Here is a 23,239-nt window from a genome sequence, read left to right as displayed (position 1 = left end):
AGAGATGCGTATCGTATTAAGCGGCGGAGGCACGGGTGGACATATCTACCCTGCGGTCGCTGTTGCTAGGCAAATGGAGTTGGAAGATAGCAAATCTACCTTCCTGTATATTGGTGGAACGCGTGGCTTAGAGAGCAAGCTTGTCCCTCAAGAGAATATCCCTTTCAAATCTATTGACATCACTGGTTTTCGGCGCAAGCTATCCATAGACAATGTCAAGACCGTGATGCGTTTCTTGAAGGGTGTCAAGGCTTCCAAAGAGATGTTAAGAGAATTTAAACCAGATGTTGTGATTGGAACAGGCGGTTATGTGTGTGGTCCAGTCGTTTATGCTGCATCCCGGTTGGGCATCCCTACATTGATCCATGAACAAAATGCCATACCAGGTCTAACCAATCGCTTTCTGAGTCGGTATGCGAGTACAGTTGCCGTAAGCTTTGAAGGAACAGAGTCCTCTTTTCCGGGCAGCAAAAATGTGATCTATACTGGTAATCCACGTGCCACAACAGTTACTACAGCAAGTCCGCAACGAGGATTCGCATCGCTGGGGATTTCGGATGGCAGTACTGTTGTTTTGGTGGTTGGTGGCAGTCAGGGAGCTAAGGCTATTAATAGAGCCATGATTGAAATGGCCCCAAAAGTGGGTAAGGGTAATGGTGTTCATTATGTGTATGTTACAGGTGAACCTTATTTCGAAGAGACTCGGGCGGAATTGCGTCAAAAGCTGGGTAGCATACCAAACTGGTTGCATGTCCTTCCTTACGTTCATAATATGCCAGAGGTGTTGGCTTGTACCTCCTTGATCGTTAATCGGGCGGGAGCCTCTTTTCTCGCTGAGATTACAGCGCTGGGTATTCCCTCTGTACTCATTCCATCTCCTAATGTGACGAATAACCATCAGGAGGCGAATGCAAGACAGTTGGAACGTGAAGGTGCTGCTGTGGTGCTGCTTGAGAAAGATTTAAACGGCACGGCACTATATGAGGCGGTTCAAAAAATCATCGGAACTGAAGCCGTGCGTGAGCAGATGTCCGTGGCCTCCAAACGACTCGGCAAAAGAGATTCTGCGGCAGTAATCACAAGCGAGCTCCGAAGACTTGCGGGTAAGAAGTCTTAAGATATCATCGTTTTCCATACGGGTTTTCCTTATTGGCAGCTCTCTGTCACACACTTGGAGGAACGAACATAGGATAATCCTATAATCGTGACAATCACCCAGGACACTTCCAAACCTGAGATGTAGTGCAGGATATTCTTGAAATATAAGAAAGTATAAGTTTCACGTTATACATTATCCTTATATTTCTCGCTTAAACGCCTATCGTCCTTATAAAGGACGCCGAAGACGTTTATACTTGTACATTTCATATGAGCTTGTAACGGAAGTGTTTGTGGTGGGTGAGCGGTAATCTCGGAGGTGATACATTGGACAAATTGGTGATTGAGGGTGGAAGTCCCCTGTCAGGCACCATTCGTATCCATGGAGCAAAAAATGCGGCGCTGCCGATTCTAGCGGCAAGCCTGCTGGCCGAAGGAGTTCACTCACTGCATAATGTGCCGAAGCTGCTGGACATCGAGACTATGCTAGACATCCTAGATCGGCTGGGCTGCAGGTGCGTGCATCAAGAGGATACGGTGACGATAGATACGTCTGCCGTCGGGACATCTCATATCCCTGAGGATTTAATGCGGCAGATGAGATCTTCCATTTTTCTAATGGGACCGCTGTTATCCAGATTTGGAGAGGTAACGATCTATCAGCCTGGGGGCTGTGCGATCGGAGAGCGTAAAATCGATCTTCATCTACAGGGACTTAAGGCGTTAGGGGCGGAGATCGAGGAGAGCAACGGAAGAATATTCTGTCGGGGTTCTAAGCTTATAGGGAGTGATATTCATCTCGACTATCCAAGTGTAGGAGCAACGGAGAATATTATGATGGCTGCCGCAAAGGCAGAGGGAACAACAACAATATCGGGGGCAGCGAGAGAGCCGGAGATACAGGACCTACAGCAATTTCTAAATAGCATGGGTGCTCAGATTATCGGTGCAGGTACGGACACCATCACAATTCAAGGGGTGAAAAACCTATATCCCTGTACGTACGAGGTGATACCTGACCGGATTGTGGCTGGAACCGTAATGATTGCTGCGGCAGCTACACGAGGAAATGTGACTTTGACACATGCCAATGCGGGGCATCTGACTTCGCTTATTCATGTGCTCAAGCGGGCTGGTGTTCAAATCACAGTGTGCAATGATATAATTAATATCAGTTGTATGGGGCGCCCACGTGCTGTTGAGAGAATTGTGACTTCTCCTTATCCTTCTTTCCCAACCGATCTGCAATCTCAGGTCATGGTGCTGTTGTCTCTCGCTGATGGCTTCAGTGTAATCAAGGAGACGGTGTTTGAGGGACGATTCAAGCATGTTGAAGAAATGGCGCGGATGGGCGCTGATATTTCTATTGATTTGAATCGTGCGTTTATTCGCGGCGTTCAGAGATTGTATGGTGCTACTGTGGAAGCTACTGACTTGCGTGCAGGTGCGGCTCTGGTCATTGCTGGGCTTGCTGCACAAGGGACTACAGTCGTTGAGCAAGCACACCATATTGACCGCGGGTATGATGGAATAGAGAAGCTGTTTCAGAAGCTTGGCGCGCGTATAAGCCGCAAGGTACCCGTACCGGATCCACTTGATTTGGCCAATTAAAGCTCCCTGTCTCCTTCAGTTCTACCAAGGAAGGAGACAGGGCCTTATTACGGAGATATGAGAATGACAACAACCCGATTACCTCTTCTTAAAGAGGACAAGCCTAAGAAAAAAATGAGCCGTAAGATTACGGCGATCCTGCTGCTACTGTTCACTGCGCTTCTTGCTGTGATTTTTTTCAGATCGTCTATTAGTCACATTACAGTGATAGATTTTCAGGGAAGCAAGTATTCTACTAGTGAGGAATTACTCTCGCAAAGTGGAATTCATATAGGTGGACAATTCTTTGCCGTTTCTACGAAGTCTGTGGAACAATCTCTGCTGGAGCTTAAGACGGTTAAGGCTGTGGCCGTAAAGAAGGATTTCCCCGGGGTAATCACAGTGAAGATTGAAGAGTTCCCTGCGGTGGCCTATGAACTGGAACAGGGCGGCATCTTGAAGGCGATTCTGTCGAGTGGAGCAGCGGTGACTGTTAATGAGACTGGTATTGCTGTAGAGAAACCTATATTAACCAACTGGGATCCAGCTGATCCTAATAAGGCTATCCTATGTCAAACGCTTGGAAGCATTTCTAATGAATTGACAAGTGATATCTCTGAGATTGTTCCTTCGCCAACCTTGTCATTTCCGGATCGTATCAAGCTCTATACTAGATCCCGTTTCGAGGTGATCACTTCCATCTCTTTATTGAAGAGCAAAGTGTCATACTTGAATCAGGTAATAGAGACAAAGGAGCCTGGACTTATCACGATGCTTGAAGCCGACTCGTATGTTCCTTTTCAGGTCGAAAGTGAGGAGCAAAAGGGCGATGAGCAAAAAGATGTGCAAGAGTAGAGTAGAGGTAAATAGTCCCTACTAATAGAGTTCAAAAAATGCTACAATCGGAGTTACGGGCAAGAAGCTATATCCCTCTTTTTTCTTCGATTTTTTTGAAATATAATCTTTTATATGGTTAGTAATAACCAAATAGGTATATATTTCTTGTGATAATTATCATTCTTATAAAAAATTATGAGTAACTAATCACATTTAGGGATGTTGGAATATTATTCCGTTCAAAAAATTTGTAGAAAAAAGAGGGAAAGGGTTAGGTATGTTGAATATGTACAGAGAAGTTTCCCGGGACCGGGATAAGATTATGCAAATTATTTCGATTATAACAGGAGGTGCCATAGGACTTGAGCAACAATGACATCATTGTTAGTTTGGACATCGGTACATCCAAAGTTCGGGCAATAATTGGGGAAGTTACCAATGGAACCTTTAATATTATTGGCGTTGGATCTGCTGATTCGGAAGGAATACGTAAAGGCGCGATTGTAGATATCGACCAAACTGTGCAATCGATCAAAAGTGCTATAGATCATGCAGAGCAAATGGTGGGTATTCAAATATCAGAAGTTTATGTAGGCATTTCCGGTAATCATATTGGCCTGCAATCCAGCCACGGTGTCGTGGCCGTTCAGAATGAGGATCGTGAAATCGGTGAGGATGATATCGATCGCGTTATTAAAGCTGCGGAAGTCATCGCTATGCCTCCGGAGCGAGAAGTGATTGATGTTGTTCCTAAACAATTTATCGTCGATGGTCTCGAAGGTATTCAGGACCCGCGCGGGATGATTGGTGTTCGTCTAGAAGTGGACGCAACCATCATTACGGGTGCTAAGACGCCAATACATAATCTACTACGATGTGTTGAGAAATCAGGGCTGAAAGTGAAGGATCTTGTGCTGATGTCTCTTGGTGCTGGTGGATTGGCGCTGTCCAAAGACGAGAAATCGATGGGATCTGTTCTGGTTGATATCGGGGCCGGGTCGACAACGATAGCCATATACGAAGAAAGTTCCCTTTGTGCAACCTCTACGATTCCGATCGGCGGAGAATTTGTAACTAATGACATTGCATACGGATTACGTACACTTACTGATCAAGCGGAGAAAGTAAAGCTAAAGTATGGTTGCGCATGGATTGACGATGCAGCCTCTGACGTTGTCTTCAAGGTGCTGCGCATTGGCAGTAATGTAGAGAAGGAATTTAACCAAGAGGATTTAGCGGCAATTATCGAACCACGGGTGCAAGAAATCTTCCATCTGATTAAACAGGAAGTGAAACGGCTTGGTTACAGTGAACTACCTGGAGGTTATATATTAACGGGTGGAACTGTTTCGATGCCTGGCGTATTAAAGGCGGCTCAGACTGAACTGGCTGCATCTGTACGCATCGCTGTACCGGATTATATCGGTGTACGGGACCCTGGGTTTACCGGAGGTGTTGGTATCCTGCATAATGTTGTCCGTAGCTTCCGTGGAAGAAGCAGTGGTGGAAGCAGCAACAAAAAGACGGTCAATCGGAGTAAGCAGAACGCCACTCCAAATCAGGAAACGGTTCAGAAAACCGGGTTTGTCGAGCGTCTAAAGAACATGTTCAGCGAGTTTATATAAGTGTAAGTCCAGATATACTTGGACCGGCCATCCAAGCACATTGAGGGGGAGATGGAACAATATGTTAGAATTTGATTTTGAAATGGAGAGCTTGGCGCAAATAAAAGTCATCGGCGTGGGCGGCGGAGGTAGTAATGCTGTCAACCGGATGATTGAAAATGGCGTTCAGGGTGTAGAATTTATTACGGTTAATACAGACGCCCAAGCGTTGCATATGGCCAAATCGGAGCACAAGCTGCAAATCGGGGACAAGCTGACCCGCGGGTTGGGTGCAGGAGCTAATCCTGAAGTCGGTAAGAAGGCAGCGGAAGAATCCCGTGATTTGATCTCTAATACCCTTAAGGGCGCAGATATGGTGTTTGTTACTGCAGGGATGGGTGGCGGTACAGGAACAGGTGCAGCACCAGTTATAGCTGAGATTGCTAGAGAGTGTGGAGCCTTGACTGTGGGTGTAGTTACTCGCCCGTTCACTTTTGAAGGAAGAAAACGTTATAACCAGGCAATGCTTGGAATCGAAGCTTTGAAAGAAAAAGTCGACACGCTAATCGTCATTCCAAATGACCGTTTGCTTGAGATCGTAGATAAGAAAACACCGATGTTGGAAGCTTTCCGTGAAGCAGATAATGTTCTCCGGCAGGCTGTTCAAGGTATCTCTGACCTAATTAAGGTTCCTGGTCTGATTAACCTTGACTTTGCGGATGTAAAGACGATCATGACAGAGCGCGGTTCAGCGCTTATGGGTATTGGTATTGCAAATGGTGAGAACCGTGCGTCTGAAGCAGCACGTAAAGCCATCATGAGCCCACTCTTGGAAACGTCTATTGAAGGCGCCCGCGGCGTAATCATGAACATTACGGGAGGATCCAACCTCTCTCTATATGAAGTTAATGAAGCGGCTGAGATCGTTACATCCGCCTCTGATCCTGAAGTGAATATGATCTTTGGTGCGATTATTGATGAAGGCCTGAAGGATGATATCAAAGTAACAGTAATTGCTACTGGCTTTGAACATAAACCATCGCCTGAAACTCCGGGACGTCGTCCGGTCTCGACGAATAACGAGCCTGCGGCAGCACCGGATAAGAGTTCAGCTAATTTACGTCCTTTCGGCAATCAGAGTTCTTCTGACCAGCTCGATATTCCGACGTTCCTGCGTAATCGTACTCGGGGCAACAATGACTAATTAAATAGAATCAAGATTATACGAGAACACCGTATCGCTTAGCTGATTAGCTATAGCGGTACGGTGTTTTTTTGCGTAAATGTAATAAGGATCAAGCAAGACTATGAACGGCACTGTGTAGCTCCAAGGGGGTGATGGTTGACTAAGTAGTTACAGTAGGTGGTAACTGGTAGTCGGAAAGCGGCAACCATTAACCATCGGATAATCCTGCATATTTGCAGTTTTTGGACTTCATGAAGCGGAGTTTTGCACAAAAAGTTGTATATTTGCAGGATTCCTCTATTCCATTAAATGATCCAGCGAATGATGGAGCGAATGACGCAGTGAATAAAAGATATAAGAAATTCCATAAAGAAGGAATAAATCCCCACGCGCTATAACTCGACAAAAAAACCGTAAGAATGCCCCCCAAGTTTAGACAGACTTTGAATGCGAGACTTTCTATACTAATCATATCGTCCAAAAACAGAGCCTGATCCAATTTGGCTAGAGGATAGATTCCGCCATTAAGCAGGTGAATGCACTGGTTGTTTATATTGACTTGATATTCGCCGCCAATCTAGTGATCGACGGAATTCTTTTGTGGCTGACAGGCTGGATGGTTAAGCTGAGAATCTCATGGTGGCGTCTAATCCTCTCAGCTCTCGTTGGCGCACTGTATGTAGTGATGATGTTTGTACCGGAGCTGTCTTTCATGTATACCTTCCTTATCAAGTTTGGATTGTCGGTGGTTATGTTATGGATTGCCTTTGGTTTTGGGAGTCTGCAAAGCTACCTTCGCACTATGGGAGCTTTCTATATTATCAATTTTGCAGCCGCAGGTGGAATTGTTGGTATTCACTATTTGCTGCAGAGCTCCAGCGACATTTGGAATGGTATTATGTTCACTGCTTCAGGAGGGCATGCCTACGGCTTAAAGATCGGCTTTTGGTTTGTCATTGCAGTATTCCCCCTGGTGTTAATCTGCTTCAAGGCAGTGCATTCTTCACGAATCAGAAGGGAGCAGCTTGAAACCTATATCGGTGAGGTGGTTGTTGAAATTGATGGTGTAAGTGTTTCCTGTCCTGGCCTGTTAGACACAGGTAATCGTCTCTGTGATCCTTTGACCCGCATACCGGTGATGGTGATGGAATCGACGCTCTGGGAGGGGCATCTGCCTGCTGCATGGAAAGGGAGACTCACTCAGGATGGTGCGGACAGACTTTTGCTAGAAACGGACGGGCAGTCGTTTGCTTGGCAGGATAGGATGCGACTAGTACCTTACAGGGGGATTAACCGAGGGGCATCATTTATGCTCGCACTGAAGCCAGACCTTGTGACGATAAAGCTCGGTGAAGATATCTTTTATAGTAAAAGAGTCTTAATTGGGCTGGATGGCGGGACACTCTCAGGAGATGGGGCCTATCGGGCGGTCATACATCCGGATTTAACTCAAAAAGAGAGCGCCACTGATGCAGCACTACCTTCCTAATCTTTAAAGCTAGCTGAACCAAACTTCTGATGGCTGAAAGCGGGAATTAAAAGCTTCATACGCTAACCGTGTACTTCTTGGAGGAGGAACAATAATGGTCAAATGGAAAATTGCTCTGCAGCTGCAATATTACCGCATGCTGTTTCTACTGGGGCTGAAGAGTCAGGAAATCTATTATATCGGCGGGAGCGAGGCTCTACCTCCACCGCTGACACGGGAAGAAGAAGAGTATCTGCTTCAGCGGCTATCTAGCGGCGATGCTGCTGTTCGTGCGATGCTGATTGAGCGTAACCTGCGCCTCGTAGTGTATATCGCTCGTAAATTTGAGAATACCGGAATCAATATTGAAGACCTGGTTTCGATAGGGGCTATCGGATTAATTAAGGCGGTTAACACTTTTGATCCCGAGAAAAAAATAAAACTAGCAACATATGCATCACGTTGCATAGAGAATGAAATTTTGATGTATCTGCGGCGTAATAGCAAGACACGGAGTGAGGTTTCTTTTGATGAGCCTCTTAATATCGATTGGGATGGTAATGAGTTGCTGCTCTCAGATGTTTTAGGGACGGAAAATGATACCATCTATCGGAACATTGAAGAACAGGTCGACCGCAAGCTGCTGCAAAAGGCGCTGGAAAAGCTGAGCGAACGGGAAAGACTCATTATGGAGCTGCGTTTCGGACTACGTGGGGGCGAAGAAAAGACGCAAAAAGATGTGGCGGATCTGCTCGGCATTTCCCAATCTTACATCTCTCGTCTGGAGAAACGAATTATTAAGCGGCTGCGTAAGGAGTTTAACAAGATGGTGTAAGGTGAAATTAGCAAGGAATAAAATGGCCAACCCGGGAGATAATGTACAGTAATGTTTCTCCTTGGGAGGTAAATCATCATGACCCGAAATAAAGTCGAGATTTGCGGTGTGGATACTGCTAAGCTGCCTGTTCTAACGAATGTGGAAATGCGGCAACTGTTCACTTCGCTGCAGCAGCAGGGCGAGCGATCCGCCAGAGAGAAATTGGTAAATGGTAATCTTAGGCTCGTTCTAAGTGTTATCCAGAGGTTCAATAATAGGGGAGAATTTGTTGACGATTTGTTCCAGGTGGGCTGCATCGGTCTGATGAAAGCCATCGATAATTTCGATTTATCACAAAACGTTAAGTTCTCCACATATGCGGTTCCGATGATTATTGGTGAGATCCGTCGTTACTTGCGTGATAACAATCCGATTCGAGTATCGCGTTCACTCAGAGACATTGCTTATAAGGCGCTGCAGGTACGCGATAGTCTGACCAATCAGAATTCGCGGGAACCGACGATATTCGAAATCTCTGAAGCACTTGGCGTACCGAAGGAAGATGTAGTCTTTGCCCTTGATGCTATTCAGGATCCAGTGTCCTTATTCGAACCGATCTATCATGACGGTGGCGATCCTATTTATGTAATGGACCAGATTAGCGATGATAAGAATAAGGATGTGTCGTGGATCGAAGAAATCGCCTTACGTGAAGCGATGCGTAAGTTAGGTCAAAGGGAGAAACGAATTTTATCCATGCGGTTTTTCGAAGGGAAAACACAGATGGAGGTCGCAGATGAGATTGGTATCTCACAGGCACAGGTCTCACGTCTAGAGAAATCTGCGATTCAGCAAATGCAAAAGCATGTGAAGTCTTAAATCGTCTGAAATGAGGAGATATCCAGAATCCGTGATAAGGATTTTGGGTGATCTCCTCTTTTTACTGTTTCAGGAAGTATATATTGAGCCCCCGCAAAGTACCTTGGTAAGCATCTAAGCATAGCCTCACTTTGTGGGGATATTTCATGCATGTGGCCAAGCTTTCATAACATATATTGGACTATAGGTCTGATTGTACAGGGGTGGTGAGATGAACGAGGATTATTTAGGATCAGCCAAAAAAATGAAAATCTCTGATTTTCAGACTAAGGACGTTATTAACATTGTGGACGGCAAGCGGCTGGGCCAAATCAGTGACTTAGAGCTTGATTTACGCCGAGGTGTCATTGATGCAATCGTAATTCCCGGATACACTCGGTTTATGGGATTGTTCGGAGGCGGAACCGATCTGATTATTCCATGGCGAAATATTGTCAAAATCGGGTCTGATGTAGTGCTTGTGAAGATTGAAGAATCAAGAATACCTCAAGGGCAGGACGAGCGGGAAACGATGTATTTGGAACGAGGGGACCGAGGCGAACGGCGCACTTATTAATTAGGTGCGTTTTTTGTTTTTTATAAAATGATTCGAAATGGCATGACTTAAAAGTTAGTAAATTTGATGTTCTAGCTTAAGCGGCATTTTGTAGGGGTATTTACATGTGGTACACTAAGGCGGAGGTGAGGATATGGAACCGTTTGTGCAGGGGAAGGAAACACTTATGCTGCTCCATCTGGAGCCTTGGCGTGTGAAGCATAAAGAAATTACAGCAGGTTTTACGGGTAGACAGGGAGGGGCTAGCAAAAAGCCTTATGACAGCCTGAATTGTGCATTTCATGTTGGGGATGCTCCGGAAGATGTCTTAACGAATCGTAGGGCGCTTGCGGAAGCTCTTGATTTCAAGCCGGAAGCTTGGACCTGTGGAGAACAAACCCATGGAGCAGAAATAGCAGTGGTAAGGGAAGCCGATCGTGGGCGGGGTCAAAAGGATAGAACCTCGGCATTTCAGGCAACCGATGGTTTGCTTACAGATGTACCGGGAGTTTTGCTGACTTCTTTTTATGCGGATTGTGTACCCCTTTATTTTTATGATCCTGTGCACCAAGTCGTCGGTCTTGCCCATGCTGGCTGGAAGGGAACTGTGGCCCAGATTGCAGCCGCTATGGTGAGTAAAATGGAGATCATTTACGGAAGCCATGCGCAGGACATTATTGCAGCGATCGGACCATCCATTGGTGACTGCTGTTATGAGGTGGACGATTATGTGATGGAGCATGTTCATCGACTGGAAGGTGATCTGAGTAAGCCAACAGAAACAGCCAATACTGTGGAGCTGTACAGAACATCTGACACAGATGAGAACAAATACATGCTAAACTTGAAAGAAATGAATCGACGCATTATGATTAAAGCAGGAATATTGCCGACTCATATCGAATGTACATCTTGGTGTACAAGCTGTAATCAAGATTTGTTCTTTTCTTATCGTAAAGAAGATGGGGTTACAGGCAGGATGACGAGCTGGATCGGAATAAAGGAGAGTTGAAAGTTGGCTTTAACACTGCAGGAGAGAATTGCTGAGGTAGAGGGACGTGTAGCACGTGCCTGCGCGGCAAGCGGCCGGGATCGAAATGACGTCAAGGTAATTGCAGTGACGAAATATGTTTCTCTGGAAATGGTGTCCTCCGTATTGGAGGCAGGCCTGGAGCATATTGCCGAGAGTCGCTGGCAGGATGCTGAGCACAAATGGAAGGTTTTAGGGGACCAAGGGACATGGCATTTTATCGGGCATTTGCAGACCAATAAGGTTAAAGACGTTATTGGCAAGTTTCAATATATACACTCTTTGGACCGGATATCTTTGGCGCAAGAATTACACAAAAAGGCGATTGCCGCAGATCAAGAAGTGAATGTCTTTCTTCAAGTAAACATCTCTGGAGAAGATACGAAATTTGGTCTGTCGCCTGAGGCGGTACCTGGATTTTTGCGTGAAATTGCTAGTCTAGACCGTGTAAAAGTAATTGGACTAATGACGATGGCACCTTTAGAAGGTGATCCGGAGCTTACCCGCCCTGTATTTCGCGGACTTCGTGAGCTGCGCGATGAGCTCAATCAACTTGCTTTGACACCTGAACCGATTACGGAGCTATCAATGGGAATGTCGAATGATTTTGAAGTGGCGATACAGGAAGGAGCCACCTGGGTACGCCTAGGTACGGTGTTAGTAGGCCATTAGGAGGGATCGTGATGAGCGTTATGAACCGATTTATGAGTTTTTTGGGCTTGCAGGAGGAAGAAGAAGTTGTGGAGCGGGAGCAAATCCACGAAGAGGATGAGTATGAGCCAGCCCCTGTCGAAACCCGCAAAAATCAAAGGGGCAACGTTGTCAGTATCCATTCGCAGAAGAATGTAAAAGTTGTACTTTATGAGCCACGTTCGTACGATGAGGCTCAGGAAATTGCGGACCATCTCCGTTCTCACCGGACGGTAGTGATCAATCTTCAGCGTGTCCGTAATGATCAGGCAATGAGAATTATTGATTTTTTAAGTGGAACTGTTTATGCCCTTGGGGGAGGAATCTCTAAAATTGGGGGCAATATATTTATGTGCACGCCAGATACCGTTGAAATTCAAGGTGCCATTACGGAAATCCTAGGTGACGATCCAGACTATAACAGAATGAGGTGAATGAGCTTTGCCCCAAATTGATTACATTATTGATATGCTGTTTAATATTTATTTTTACATGATTATTTTCTACGTACTGATGTCTTGGTTACCAAACGTTCGTGAGAACTTTATCGGAGAACTGCTGAGCAAGCTTGTTGAGCCGTATTTGACACCATTTCGTCGGTTTATTCCGCCACTCTTTGGTACGCTTGATATTTCCCCGATCATTGCACTATTCGTCTTGGAATTTGCGGCAGGTGGACTCAAATCCATTTTGCACTTAATTTTTTAGGCAGAAGTGATGAAGACAGAAGTTTACGGGCATTTTCATCCCGATGAAAGACAATTTGTGGACAAGGCTTGGGAGTGGGTTACCCATGCGGGAGAATATCATGAGACGAAACTGACCGAATTTCTAGATCCGCGCCAAGGATTTATTCTGCAAAGTCTCGTCAATCGACATCCAGATGTTATCGTTAGATGGGAAGGCGGCCACCCTGAGGCAGAGCGGAAACGAGCACTCATTGCACCTGATTACCGTGATCTGGATCATGAGGACATGGAGCTGAGCGTTCTTGCGATAACCTCTGGTGAGCAAAAGTTTCTGGCGTTAGAGCATGGGGACTACATGGGCTCTATTCTGGGTCTTGGAGTAAAACGTGGAAAAATCGGTGATATTCATGTTCTGGACGATGGTTGTCATGTGGTAGTAGCTGCAGATATTGCAGATTATTTAGACATGAATTTAACTGGAGTACACCGAATACAGGTGAGCACGGAGGTATTGCCACTTTCTGCCTTGCGTAATAGTGAGGTGAAGCTGGAAATGATGGATTTGACTGTAGCGTCCCTACGATTGGATGGCATAGCCGCAGATGTAACACGGCTTAGTCGAAGCAAAATTCTTGCTCCCATCAAGGCTGGGCGCGTTCGGGTAAATTGGAAAGTGGAAGAAGACCCTTCCTGCGGACTTAAAGATGGTGACATGGTATCTATTCAAGGATTTGGTCGATTCAAGGTTCTAGAGGTTGGTAGTTTGACGAAAAAGGGCCGATACCGTGTTCAGGTTGGTAAATTTGTGTGAATCCCTTGCAGGAATCCGGCTTTACTTGTCGAAATTGATTATTTCGAGGGAATCAAACATTTTTAAAGCAGGACGCCGATATTTTATAAAAGAGGCGAACCATGAATGGCAGTTGGAACGTCGATACATCCTCTGCCTTTACTTGAAGTACAGTCTTTCTTCTTTGTCTGCTGCGCAGGTATGGTTCAGAGACTTAGAAGGTCCGAAATTTCTAGGAGGTGCACAGCATGCCATTAACACCGCTCGATATACATAACAAGGAGTTCTCTCGGAGACTTCGCGGTTATGATGAGGACGAGGTCAACGAATTTCTGGATCAAGTAATTAAGGATTACGAAAGTGTCATCCGTGAGAACAAAGAGCTGCAGAATCAGCTTTTGTCCATTCAAGAGCGTTTAGATCATTTTGTGAATATTGAAGAGAGTTTATCGAAAACGATCTTAGTCGCTCAGGAAGCGGCGGATGATGTGAAGAACAACTCCAAGAAGGAATCGCAGCTCATTATCAAGGAAGCGGAAAAGAACGCGGATCGGATTATTAACGAAGCGTTATCCAAATCCCGTAAGGTTGCTATTGAGACTGAAGAATTGCGTAAGCAAGCTTCGATCTATCGCACTCGTTTCCGCACATTGGTGGAAGCACAGCTCGAGCTGTTGTCACAGGATGACTGGAATGCCTTGGAGAGTCGTGAGGCAAGCGAGAGCGTAACTTTTAAGGATGATGTTCTACATCGTATCTAATGCATTATGATGAATGAATGCTGATTGAATTTATAGGGGGAATTCCCTCTAATTTATAATTTCATGCTAAATTCGGCTAAATAGAGGGAGTTATTCCCTCTATTTTTATTTTCTGCTAAAATCGATCATAATAAAGTATTCCGCCTGCACAGGTATACTCCTAATGTGGATTTCGCTAGCGGTTGTTGACATTTAGACTTAAAAAGTCTATAAATAGAACATATCTGTATAATGTTTATATGTATTCGATGACGGGACAAGTACGACAAGGTAACGTTCTCCAGAGAGTCGGCGATTGCTGAGAGCCGATTGTTCGAACCCTGCCGGAAGATCTTCCCCTAGAAGTTAAGCTGAAGCGTTGATCGTGCGTAAGCTTAGCCGTCCGCCGGACGTTACACCGGACCTGTGCATGAGATTTACGCGCAGGACTGAGATTGTGCTGAATACACTCCCCTTAAGGATGTGCTCATGCGCAGAATTAGGGTGGTATCGCGAGCGTTGTCTCGCCCCTTTGGGGGTGGGATGACGCTTATTTTGTTGTTCCGGGGCGGGCCATCCCCCTAAATCACCCTTTCTAAGGGGGACCCCAAGGGCTGCCGCCCTCTGGACACCCGCAATGTAAAGCCTCGTGCAAACGGGTACGATGGTGGAAGCGAACGGACTCAGGTGGCTGAAGGAGCGGCCCTTCTTAGGCTCCCCTGGCGGGTTAGCCTGCGGGGCCTTCACTGCTAGAGCAGACCGGCGTTTCACTCGCCGGTCCCAGTGGTGCCCCGAGCCAGTGCTGCCCTGCGAGATCGCGGCTCGGGTACCGAAGGCAAGAGCTGAATCAGACTGCCCAAGGATCGAAAAGAGCTTTACAGACTAAACCTTGAAAGGATTGATCATCACATGCAAAAAGTAGATGTCAAAGAAAAAGCGCGGGCAAGAGATGTCCGCATACTGAAGAAATGGAGCGACGAAAATACGTTCCGTAAATCCATGGAGAATCGTGAAGGACGTCCGAACTATGTATTTTACGAAGGTCCTCCAACAGCGAACGGTGCACCGCATATCGGGCACGTGCTGGGCCGTGTAATCAAGGATTTCATCGGTCGTTACCAAACGATGAAAGGTTACCGCGTGGTACGTAAAGCGGGCTGGGATACACACGGTTTGCCAGTAGAACTAGGCGTACAAAAGAAGCTTGGCATCTCCGGCAAACAAGAGATCGAGGAATATGGCGTAGAAAAATTCATTCAGGAATGTAAAGACAGCGTCTTCGGTTATGAGAAGCAATGGCGCGAGTTTACAGAGGGTATCGGATACTGGACGGATCTAGATAATCCTTACGTAACTTTGAATAACACGTATATCGAGAGCGTGTGGAACATCTTGGCTACTGTGCATGACAAAGGGTTGCTCTACCGCGGACACCGCGTTAGTCCTTACTGCCCAAGCTGTCAGACTACCCTAAGCTCCCATGAAGTAGCCCAAGGCTACAAGACTGTCAAGGATCTCAGTGCGACTGCAAAGTTTAAACTGGATGACAGTGGAGACTACGTACTAGCTTGGACGACTACACCTTGGACGCTGCCAGCACATATGGCGTTAGCCATGAACCCTGACATGGATTATGTACGTGTACAACAAGAAGACGGTATCTACATTGTTGCCAAAAATTTGGTGGAGGAAGTAATGAAAGGCGAGCACACAGTCCTTTCTACACATAAAGGTTCCGATTTTATCGGCAAAACTTACGCTCCTCCATTCGGATACATCAAGGCAGAGAAAAGCAATGTCATCGTAGGTGCTTCCTTCGTTACAGATTCCAGTGGTACAGGGATCGTACACATGGCACCAGCGCATGGTGAAGATGACTACAAGACTTGCCGCGAGAACGGCATCAGCTTCGTGAACGTGGTTGATAATTCCGGTAAGTATACGGATGTAGTGTCTGATTTTGCTGGACGCTTCGTGAAAGATTGCGATTTGGATATCGTTAAAGCTTTGTCTGAAAAAGGACTGCTTTACGGTAAAGAAAAATACGAGCACAGCTATCCGTTCTGCTGGCGTTGTGATACACCACTCTTGTACTACGCAACAGACAGCTGGTTCATCAACACTACAGCGATCAAAGATCAGCTGATTGCTAACAACAACAGTGTAGATTGGTATCCTGATCATGTACGTGAAGGCCGTTTCGGGAAGTTCCTGGATGAACTGGTGGACTGGAATATCAGCCGTAATCGTTACTGGGGCACACCGCTTAATGTTTGGGTATGTCAAGAAACGGGCAAAGAGTTCGCTCCACACAGCATTGAAGAACTGAGAGCGATGGCGATTGGCGATGTACCTGAGGATATCGAGCTGCATAAGCCTTTTGTAGATAAGATCAAGCTACACAGCCCTTTCAGCGAAGGCGCAGAGATGGTTCGCACACCAGAAGTTATCGATGTTTGGTTCGATAGTGGTTCGATGCCATTTGCGCAAAGTCATTATCCATTTGAGAACGAGGATAAGCTGAATGATCAATATCCAGCGGATATGATCTGTGAAGGGATCGACCAGACACGTGGTTGGTTCTACAGCTTACTAGCTGTATCTACCTTGTTTAAAGGTAAAGCTCCATATAAAGCTGTTATTGCTCACGGTCATATCCTTGATGAGAATGGTCAGAAAATGTCCAAATCAAAAGGCAATGTTATTGATCCTTGGGATATCATGAACGATTACGGCACGGATGCTTTCCGTTGGGCGATTCTATCCGATAGTGCACCGTGGAATAACAAACGTTTCTCTCGTGGTCTTGTAGGGGAAACCAAATCGAAAGTTGTAGATACACTGGTGAATACGCATGCGTTCTTGACGCTTTATGCCGGCATCGATGGTTATGATCCTGCTGATCATCCTTTTAAAGTATCGGAACATAAGCTGGACCGCTGGATTTTGTCCCGTCTGAACAGCTTGATTCTTTTGGTAGACAAAGGACTTGCAGTAAATGACTTCGTGAATACATCCAAAGGCATTGAGAACTTTATAGATGAGCTGAGCAACTGGTATATCCGTCGTTCCCGTGACCGTTTCTGGGGTAGTGGTCTAGGTGAAGATAAGCTGGATGCTTACCGTACACTGACCCATGTGCTTTTGAAGACAGCGTCTTTGATGGCTCCATTTACACCGATGTTGTCTGAAGATATCTTCACGAACCTTGGCGGCGGAGAAAGTGTGCATTTAGCAGATTATCCGGTTGCTGATGAGAGCTTGATCGATAAAGAGCTGGAAGAGGATATGGAAAGTGCGAGACAAATCGTTGAGCTGGCGCGTAATGTGCGTAACGAAACAGGCATTAAGAATCGTCAACCGCTGTCTGAGCTGATCGTTTCGATGAACCGTGACTTCCATTTGGCTGAGTATGAAGAGATCATCAAAGACGAGATCAACATCAAGAACATCGTGCTAGAGACTAGCGACAGTGGATTTGTTGACTTCACACTCAAGCTGAATCTTAAAGTTGCCGGTAAAAAATACGGTAAAAACGTCGGCTTCCTGCAAGGCTTCCTAAAAGCTTTGGACAGTGACTCTACCCGCAAAGCGGTGCAAGATGGCTCAATCGCGATTGCGACGCCAGAGGGAGAAGAGCTGGTGATCACTTCTGAAGAGCTACTCGTTGAAAAAGAAGCTAAAGCAGGTTTCGCCGCAGCTTCCGGATATGGAATTACGGTTGCGCTCAATACCGAAATCACACCTGAGCTTGAGCAAGAAGGCTGGGTTCGTGAGATCATTCGTGCGGTTCAAGATTACCGTAAACGTTTGGATCTGCCGATCGAGAAACGGATCGCACTCACGCTGAGTGTAGACGATGAGCTTAAAGCAGCAGTTACAGCCTTTGAGAATGTATTGCGAGACAATGTACTTGTGACTACGGTTGATTTTGGCGGAGAACACGCTTTTGAAACGGTAGATGTCGGTGGTAAATCCATCGGTATCCATATTGAAGTGTAAATCTGCATTACCTGTCCCAAAACAGCATATACTAGCGGCACAAGTGTAAACAGAGAACTTCTGTTTATGCGGGAAATATAGTCTTTATATTTCGCCCGCGAAAATAACGAGCCTCGTGCTCAAGGAGATGTATTCTCTTTGACCGGGCTCGTTTACTTTGTGGCGAATATAGACGTATGAGAGGAGCTGTGGCTGTGGAGGATCAGAAGAACAGAATCTCCGTCAAGACATCCGGCAACAAGAACAGCCCAGATAAGGGAGCGGAGAAAAAGGTTATTCCTGAGGAAAACCCTGAGCGTTTAACAGCAGATCATCGCAATCCAGAAGACATTCCACTGGAAGAAAAAATGAATACAATGTATCGATTAACCTTTGAATGGGCCCATATCTTAGAGAAATCACGAATTTATCAGTATACGGAGCTGTTATATTCACCTTGGACTCTAATTTGGAAAAATATTTTATATGGAGCGGCTCGTGGAGTAGGGATTGCGCTAGGCTTTACTTTTTTTGCGGCAACGATCATCTATGTTCTTCAGGTACTTGGAGCATTGAATCTACCGATTATCGGAGATTATATTGCGGATATTGTACGAATTGTTCAACGTCAGCTGGAATTCAAATAGCTTGTTAAGGCGAAGCCGTCTTTATTTGGTTTGTTGAAGGGATTAGGGTTCGGTCAATCTTCTTTGGTGGATTTATCCAGCCTTGGGCTTCTATGTTTCTCCCCAGTCCGTACCTTTCCTTTTTTAATCTTTGGAGAGGGCTGCGCTGCTTTTTTTCCTCGTGTATGATGCGTAAGCCTCTCATTAATAATAAATATCGTCGGTCATCTTCATGACTGAGTTGTTGTACATTTTTAAAATAGTCGTGATTCACTTACGTTACACTCCTTGTATGTCGATTTCAGCATGCGTTAGATCAGTTTATCAGCTGAATCTGAACATTTTCTTAACAAAATGACATAGCGCAGAAAAAATAAAAAAACAGCGGGCCATTCCCAATGAAACTGGAACCGCACGCTGTTCATTTTTCTTGCGGGGGACAATGCTTTTACTCCTCGCCTTCGAGCGGATCAAGCATGTAACTTCCCTCGCCACTATCCTTATAACGCTCGTAGCTACGACCCGGTACTACAACTACATTGTTGCCTGTAATATCGGTGGCGATAAAGTTCTCCCAAGGCTCTACGCAGCCTTCAAGCTCATCGGCTTCAATCTCCATATCATTATAGGAGTCAATGTTGCTGCCCTCCGCCATGGCGGGGGAATCGGAGTTGCCATAGCTTTCTACAATCTGCCAGGCATCCTCACCGTCAAAGCCGTTTTGATCCTCTCGTTCATCGAGACTCGTACGCCCAAATGGAGGAGACAAAAATTCTTCTTCAATGGGCCGAGTAAAAGGTGCATTTTGACGTGGGGCATGCTCTTTACAATAAAGCGTGGAGGGAATAGCGGATAGACGCTCAAAAGGGATCGCTTTACCGCTAGCCTTACATATCCCATAGGTACCTTCATCCATAGCGTTGAGAGCAGCTTCAATATCATCCAGCTCATGCTCGTCCCGCTCTAGCAGTGAAATATCCATGGAGCGGTTATACAAATCGGTGGCTGCATCGCCAGGATGGTTGTCATTCTCGGAAAGTTCTCCGGTGCCATCCCGCATGGATTCCTGTAAGCCGTAATTTTCATTATTCTGAAGCCTGTGCTGAATAGTATCACGGTCTTTTTCTAATCGGGCGCGTAGCTCTGAGAGCTGCTGTACTGTCAGGTGCGTCATGATGAGTAAGCTCCTTTCTGTACTTTTTTAAGAATCCTTCCGACAAACCGATTTGCACCGGATGGTTCTTTGTTAGGTTGACCTGAGAGGCGTTATTTTAGCGATGGAAAATAGTCCCCAAGATTAAGCGCCCGAGAGGTGTCACGCAATAGACGATCTTCTAAGGGCTGTGCTACAATATACAAGTCTTATAACAGTATTCGTACCGCATTTGGCGGGAAAAATAAGAACGGAGTGACAACTTCTGTGGTGTACTATTTGATTGCTCTTATTGTATTTTTGGTGGATCAGGGAACGAAGTATCTCATTGCCACACGTCTGGAGCTTGGGGAACAGATTCCGGTGATCGGGAATTTCTTCCTAATTACCTCACATCGTAATCGCGGGGCTGCTTTTGGGATTCTACAAGGTCAGCAATGGTTCTTCTTTTTAGTTACGGTTGTAGTGGTTGCAGGTATCGTTTGGTACTTGAACAAAACTAGACATTCGCGGAAGATGCTATCGGTTGCCCTTGGACTTGTTCTGGGTGGAGCGATAGGTAACTTCCTAGACCGGATGATCAGTGGTGAGGTTGTCGATTTCCTTCTGTTTAATTTTGGAAGCTATAGCTTCCCGATTTTTAACGTTGCGGATTCATGTATCGTCATTGGGGTTGGGTTGATTCTTTTGGACTCCTTCCGCGATCTTAAGAATGGTGAAGAAATCACGGAAATCAAAGAAGTAAAAGAAGCAAAGGAAGTAAAAGAAGGGAATGAATGATTTGAGTAAAGACGTCAATCACCAAGCGGCATCTACGAGCGAAGAAGAGAGGGACGTCACGGAGTGGACCGTTTCAGCAGAGAACGCGCGGGAGCGAATCGATAAATATATAACGGAATCTTGGGAAGAGGATATTTCTCGTTCTCAGGTGCAGCTGTGGATCAGTGGTGGCCATGTTACGGTCAATGGGGCACCGGTTAAAGCTAACTATAAGCTCTCAGAAGGCGATAAAGTTTCCATTGTCGTACCAGAAGCGGAAGTTACAGACTTGATCCCGGAGAATATTCCACTTGAAGTTGTATACGAAGACAGCGATGTTATTGTTATAAATAAGCCGCGTGGTATGGTTGTACATCCGGCTGCCGGGCACCCGTCAGGCACCTTGGTAAATGCACTGATGTATCACTGCAAGGATCTGTCCGGTATTAATGGTGAGATTCGTCCAGGTATTGTACACCGTATTGATAAAGATACCTCTGGTCTTATTATGGTGGCTAAAAATGATGCCAGTCACGCGTCGCTCGCAGCACAGCTTAAAGAGCACAGTGTAACACGCCGCTATATAGCAGTTGTACACGGTAATTTGTCGCATGACAAAGGAACGGTTGACGCTCCGATCGGTAGAGATCCACATGATCGCAAGCTATACACTGTAACGGAAAAGAACAGCAAGAAATCTGTGACCCATTTTACAGTGATGGAACGTTTCGGTGACTGTACACTACTGGAGCTGCAGCTGGAGACTGGCCGCACGCATCAGATCAGAGTGCATATGAAATTCATTGGTCATCCGCTTGTGGGGGATCCGATTTATGGACGCAGTAAAGGAACAGCTATGAATGGACAGGCGTTACATGCGGCGGTGCTTGGATTTATTCATCCTACGACAGGTGAATATAAAGAATTCAGCAGACCTATTCCGGAAGACATGGAAGATGTTCTGTTCACATTGCGCAGCAGATAAGTACAAATGAAGTGATAATTAGTCTATGGTATTGAACTCTGCTTTCCATCATATTTAATAACATAAGGATAAAGAGAAGGTTATGCCTTATTCTTTATCCTTATTTTTTATCACAGAAACGGATCTCTAGAAACATAAGCCATCCAAGGGACGGCGAAGCCGTTTCTTCTAAAATTAGAATAGATAGCCAGGAGATGAGATGAAAGTATGAGTATTGAACAATACCAAGACAGCTTCATTCAGACTAATTTTGCAGACCGTATCGGCGGTGCGAACTACGGCAAGGACACTTCGATTTATAAATTCGAGAAAATCAAACGTGCCAAAGCATCCGCGAAACAGGATTTTCCTGATATTGAATTGATCGATATGGGTGTAGGCGAGCCAGATGAGATGGCTGATGCAGGTATCGTGGCTAAGCTTGCTGAAGAAGCAGCTAAGGAAGAGAACCGTGGTTATGCGGACAATGGAATTGCTGAGTTTAAGACAGCTGCTGCTGATTATTTGCGGGAAGTATTCCGTGTTGAAGGTATTGATCCCGTTACGGAGGTAGTTCACTCTATCGGTTCTAAGCCTGCATTGGCGATGTTGCCTTCTTGCTTCATTAACCCAGGAGATATTACGATCATGACGGTGCCGGGTTATCCAGTGCTGGGTACACACACTAAATACTTGGGTGGACAAGTGTTTACAGTAGAGCTGAAGAAGGAGAATAACTTTCTTCCAGATCTGAACGAAATTCCAGAAGAAGTTGCTCATAAAGCTAAGCTACTTTACTTGAACTATCCAAACAATCCGACGGGCGCTAGTGCGACTCCTGAGTTTTTTGCTGAGGTAGTTGCATGGGCTAAAAAATATGATGTAGTCGTTATCCACGATGCACCATATGCTGCCTTGACCTATGACGGTTTGAAGCCGCTTAGCTTCTTGTCAGTTCCGGGTGCGAAGGATGTTGGCGTGGAACTACATTCCCTGTCCAAGTCCTACAATATGACAGGCTGGAGAATCGGCTTTGTTGCTGGGAATCCTTTAGTTGTTAAAGCCTTCAGTGATGTGAAGGATAATAATGATTCCGGTCAATTTATCGCGATTCAAAAAGCTGCGGCTTACGGTCTTGCTCATCCAGAGATTACTGAAGCGATTGCTGCCAAGTATTCTCGTCGTCACAACCTGTTGGTAGATGCACTGAACAGCCTGGGCTTCCATGCTGAGAAACCAAAGGGCTCCTTCTTCCTTTATGTTGCAGCACCTAAGGGTGTCAAAGGTGGTCGCCGTTTCGAATCCGGTGAGGATTTCTCGCAATTCCTGATCCGTGAGAAGCTAATCTCCACCGTGCCTTGGGATGATGCAGGTCCGTTTGTACGTTTCTCTGTTACCTTTATTGCTAAAGGGGAAGAGGAAGAAAGACGTGTCATCTCTGAAATCCAAAGACGCTTAAGCGATGTGGAGTTTGAATTTTAAACATTAGTTAGACATTGAAGCTGCCTAAGGGAAACCTTGGGTGGCTTTTCTTTATGTAGTGGCAAGTCTACTGTGGATTAGACTACTGTAGAATAGAGCTACTGTAAGATAGGGAATTCTTCCCTCTAATTTTGTGTTTTAGCTTCAATTCGCTAGAATATAGGGAATTTCTCCCTCTATTTCAGCATATTTGGTTGTATTCAAGGAAATCCTTTAATTTATAGGGAGGAATTCTGCATAACCTGATCATAATGATTGTTGTGGCCTAATTATAGGGAGGTTTTCCGGTTTTCCCTATAATACCGCCTTCCTTTTGTTGTT

At 45.6% G+C, this 23,239-nt stretch carries 22 protein-coding genes and 1 other annotated feature; of the genes, 21 read left to right on the top strand and 1 reads right to left on the bottom strand.

Translation table 11 applies throughout. The features are described from left to right. Positions 1 to 4 precede the first annotated feature (4 nt). The 18 genes from murG (at position 5) to ACFWMP_RS19660 (ending at position 18,581) form a co-directional block, all read left to right on the top strand. A complete protein-coding gene (gene murG / locus ACFWMP_RS19745) occupies positions 5 to 1,117 on the top strand; it encodes an undecaprenyldiphospho-muramoylpentapeptide beta-N-acetylglucosaminyltransferase (RefSeq protein WP_042190850.1) in 1,113 nt (370 codons plus the stop codon). A 308-nt stretch (positions 1,118 to 1,425) separates the two neighbouring features. Then, entirely contained in the window at positions 1,426 to 2,709 is a 1,284-nt protein-coding gene (gene murA / locus ACFWMP_RS19740; RefSeq protein ID WP_042190848.1) for a UDP-N-acetylglucosamine 1-carboxyvinyltransferase, read from the top strand. Between the two features lie 63 nt (positions 2,710 to 2,772). Continuing rightward, positions 2,773 to 3,543 carry a cell division protein FtsQ/DivIB gene (locus tag ACFWMP_RS19735; RefSeq protein WP_042190846.1) on the top strand — a complete coding sequence of 257 codons (771 nt, stop codon included), beginning with the start codon at positions 2,773 to 2,775 and terminating at the stop codon, positions 3,541 to 3,543. A 344-nt stretch (positions 3,544 to 3,887) separates the two neighbouring features. Further along, positions 3,888 to 5,150 carry a cell division protein FtsA gene (gene ftsA / locus ACFWMP_RS19730; RefSeq protein ID WP_042190844.1) on the top strand — a complete coding sequence of 421 codons (1,263 nt, stop codon included), beginning with the start codon at positions 3,888 to 3,890 and terminating at the stop codon, positions 5,148 to 5,150. Positions 5,151 to 5,211: 61 nt separating this feature from the next. Beyond that, positions 5,212 to 6,333, top strand: a complete 1,122-nt coding sequence (ftsZ, locus tag ACFWMP_RS19725) for a cell division protein FtsZ (protein ID WP_042130228.1) — start codon at positions 5,212 to 5,214, stop codon at positions 6,331 to 6,333. A 233-nt stretch (positions 6,334 to 6,566) separates the two neighbouring features. Continuing rightward, a complete protein-coding gene (locus ACFWMP_RS19720; RefSeq protein WP_223179028.1) occupies positions 6,567 to 6,713 on the top strand; it encodes a hypothetical protein in 147 nt (48 codons plus the stop codon). Positions 6,714 to 6,856: 143 nt separating this feature from the next. Next, positions 6,857 to 7,804, top strand: coding sequence for a sigma-E processing peptidase SpoIIGA (gene spoIIGA / locus ACFWMP_RS19715; RefSeq protein WP_042194361.1), 948 nt, complete (start codon positions 6,857 to 6,859; stop codon positions 7,802 to 7,804). A gap of 91 nt (positions 7,805 to 7,895) precedes the next feature. After that, positions 7,896 to 8,618: an RNA polymerase sporulation sigma factor SigE gene (sigE, locus tag ACFWMP_RS19710; RefSeq protein ID WP_028530613.1), complete on the top strand. Its 723-nt coding sequence runs from the start codon at positions 7,896 to 7,898 to the stop codon at positions 8,616 to 8,618. A 78-nt stretch (positions 8,619 to 8,696) separates the two neighbouring features. Continuing rightward, the gene (sigG, locus tag ACFWMP_RS19705; RefSeq protein WP_036683631.1) at positions 8,697 to 9,479 is read left to right on the top strand and encodes an RNA polymerase sporulation sigma factor SigG; all 783 of its coding nucleotides are present in this window, start codon (positions 8,697 to 8,699) and stop codon (positions 9,477 to 9,479) included. A 211-nt stretch (positions 9,480 to 9,690) separates the two neighbouring features. Further along, positions 9,691 to 10,035 (top strand): YlmC/YmxH family sporulation protein, encoded by a 345-nt coding sequence (locus ACFWMP_RS19700; RefSeq protein WP_339243119.1) that lies wholly within the window; start codon positions 9,691 to 9,693, stop codon positions 10,033 to 10,035. A 133-nt stretch (positions 10,036 to 10,168) separates the two neighbouring features. Then, positions 10,169 to 11,026 carry a peptidoglycan editing factor PgeF gene (gene pgeF, locus ACFWMP_RS19695; protein ID WP_379424543.1) on the top strand — a complete coding sequence of 286 codons (858 nt, stop codon included), beginning with the start codon at positions 10,169 to 10,171 and terminating at the stop codon, positions 11,024 to 11,026. A gap of 3 nt (positions 11,027 to 11,029) precedes the next feature. Beyond that, the gene (locus tag ACFWMP_RS19690) at positions 11,030 to 11,716 is read left to right on the top strand and encodes a YggS family pyridoxal phosphate-dependent enzyme (protein WP_339243114.1); all 687 of its coding nucleotides are present in this window, start codon (positions 11,030 to 11,032) and stop codon (positions 11,714 to 11,716) included. A gap of 11 nt (positions 11,717 to 11,727) precedes the next feature. Next, positions 11,728 to 12,168 carry a cell division protein SepF gene (locus tag ACFWMP_RS19685; protein WP_042190833.1) on the top strand — a complete coding sequence of 147 codons (441 nt, stop codon included), beginning with the start codon at positions 11,728 to 11,730 and terminating at the stop codon, positions 12,166 to 12,168. 34 nt (positions 12,169 to 12,202) lie between these two features. Then, on the top strand, positions 12,203 to 12,442 hold the full coding sequence (locus ACFWMP_RS19680; protein ID WP_042194359.1) for a YggT family protein: 240 nt from the start codon (positions 12,203 to 12,205) through the stop codon (positions 12,440 to 12,442). 9 nt (positions 12,443 to 12,451) lie between these two features. After that, complete coding sequence (locus ACFWMP_RS19675; RefSeq protein ID WP_042190831.1) at positions 12,452 to 13,234, top strand: YlmH family RNA-binding protein; 783 nt, start codon at positions 12,452 to 12,454, stop codon at positions 13,232 to 13,234. 227 nt (positions 13,235 to 13,461) lie between these two features. Further along, complete coding sequence (locus tag ACFWMP_RS19670; protein WP_076299650.1) at positions 13,462 to 13,974, top strand: DivIVA domain-containing protein; 513 nt, start codon at positions 13,462 to 13,464, stop codon at positions 13,972 to 13,974. A gap of 239 nt (positions 13,975 to 14,213) precedes the next feature. Continuing rightward, positions 14,214 to 14,488: a binding site (T-box leader), on the top strand. Between the two features lie 374 nt (positions 14,489 to 14,862). Further along, positions 14,863 to 17,955, top strand: coding sequence for an isoleucine--tRNA ligase (ileS, locus tag ACFWMP_RS19665; RefSeq protein WP_379424542.1), 3,093 nt, complete (start codon positions 14,863 to 14,865; stop codon positions 17,953 to 17,955). 335 nt (positions 17,956 to 18,290) lie between these two features. Further along, positions 18,291 to 18,581: a DUF5665 domain-containing protein gene (locus ACFWMP_RS19660; protein ID WP_371915735.1), complete on the top strand. Its 291-nt coding sequence runs from the start codon at positions 18,291 to 18,293 to the stop codon at positions 18,579 to 18,581. A 427-nt stretch (positions 18,582 to 19,008) separates the two neighbouring features. Here ACFWMP_RS19660 and ACFWMP_RS19655 read toward each other — a convergent pair whose 3' ends face one another. Further along, on the bottom strand, positions 19,009 to 19,734 hold the full coding sequence (locus ACFWMP_RS19655; RefSeq protein ID WP_379424541.1) for a TraR/DksA C4-type zinc finger protein: 726 nt from the start codon (positions 19,732 to 19,734) through the stop codon (positions 19,009 to 19,011). A 246-nt stretch (positions 19,735 to 19,980) separates the two neighbouring features. Here ACFWMP_RS19655 and lspA point away from each other — a divergent pair, with 246 nt between their 5' ends. The 3 genes from lspA (at position 19,981) to ACFWMP_RS19640 (ending at position 22,918) form a co-directional block, all read left to right on the top strand. Beyond that, on the top strand, positions 19,981 to 20,493 hold the full coding sequence (lspA, locus tag ACFWMP_RS19650) for a signal peptidase II (RefSeq protein WP_042190823.1): 513 nt from the start codon (positions 19,981 to 19,983) through the stop codon (positions 20,491 to 20,493). Next, positions 20,486 to 21,457 (top strand): RluA family pseudouridine synthase, encoded by a 972-nt coding sequence (locus ACFWMP_RS19645; RefSeq protein ID WP_042190820.1) that lies wholly within the window; start codon positions 20,486 to 20,488, stop codon positions 21,455 to 21,457. The genes lspA and ACFWMP_RS19645 overlap by 8 nt, the downstream gene beginning before the upstream one ends. Positions 21,458 to 21,664: 207 nt before the next feature. Further along, positions 21,665 to 22,918 carry an LL-diaminopimelate aminotransferase gene (locus tag ACFWMP_RS19640; RefSeq protein ID WP_339243106.1) on the top strand — a complete coding sequence of 418 codons (1,254 nt, stop codon included), beginning with the start codon at positions 21,665 to 21,667 and terminating at the stop codon, positions 22,916 to 22,918. Positions 22,919 to 23,239: the final 321 nt, after the last annotated feature.

Source organism: Paenibacillus sp. NPDC058367, assembly GCF_042723305.1.
Classification (GTDB): domain Bacteria; phylum Bacillota; class Bacilli; order Paenibacillales; family Paenibacillaceae; genus Paenibacillus_AQ.
This window is presented reverse-complemented; position numbering and strand designations above follow the sequence as displayed.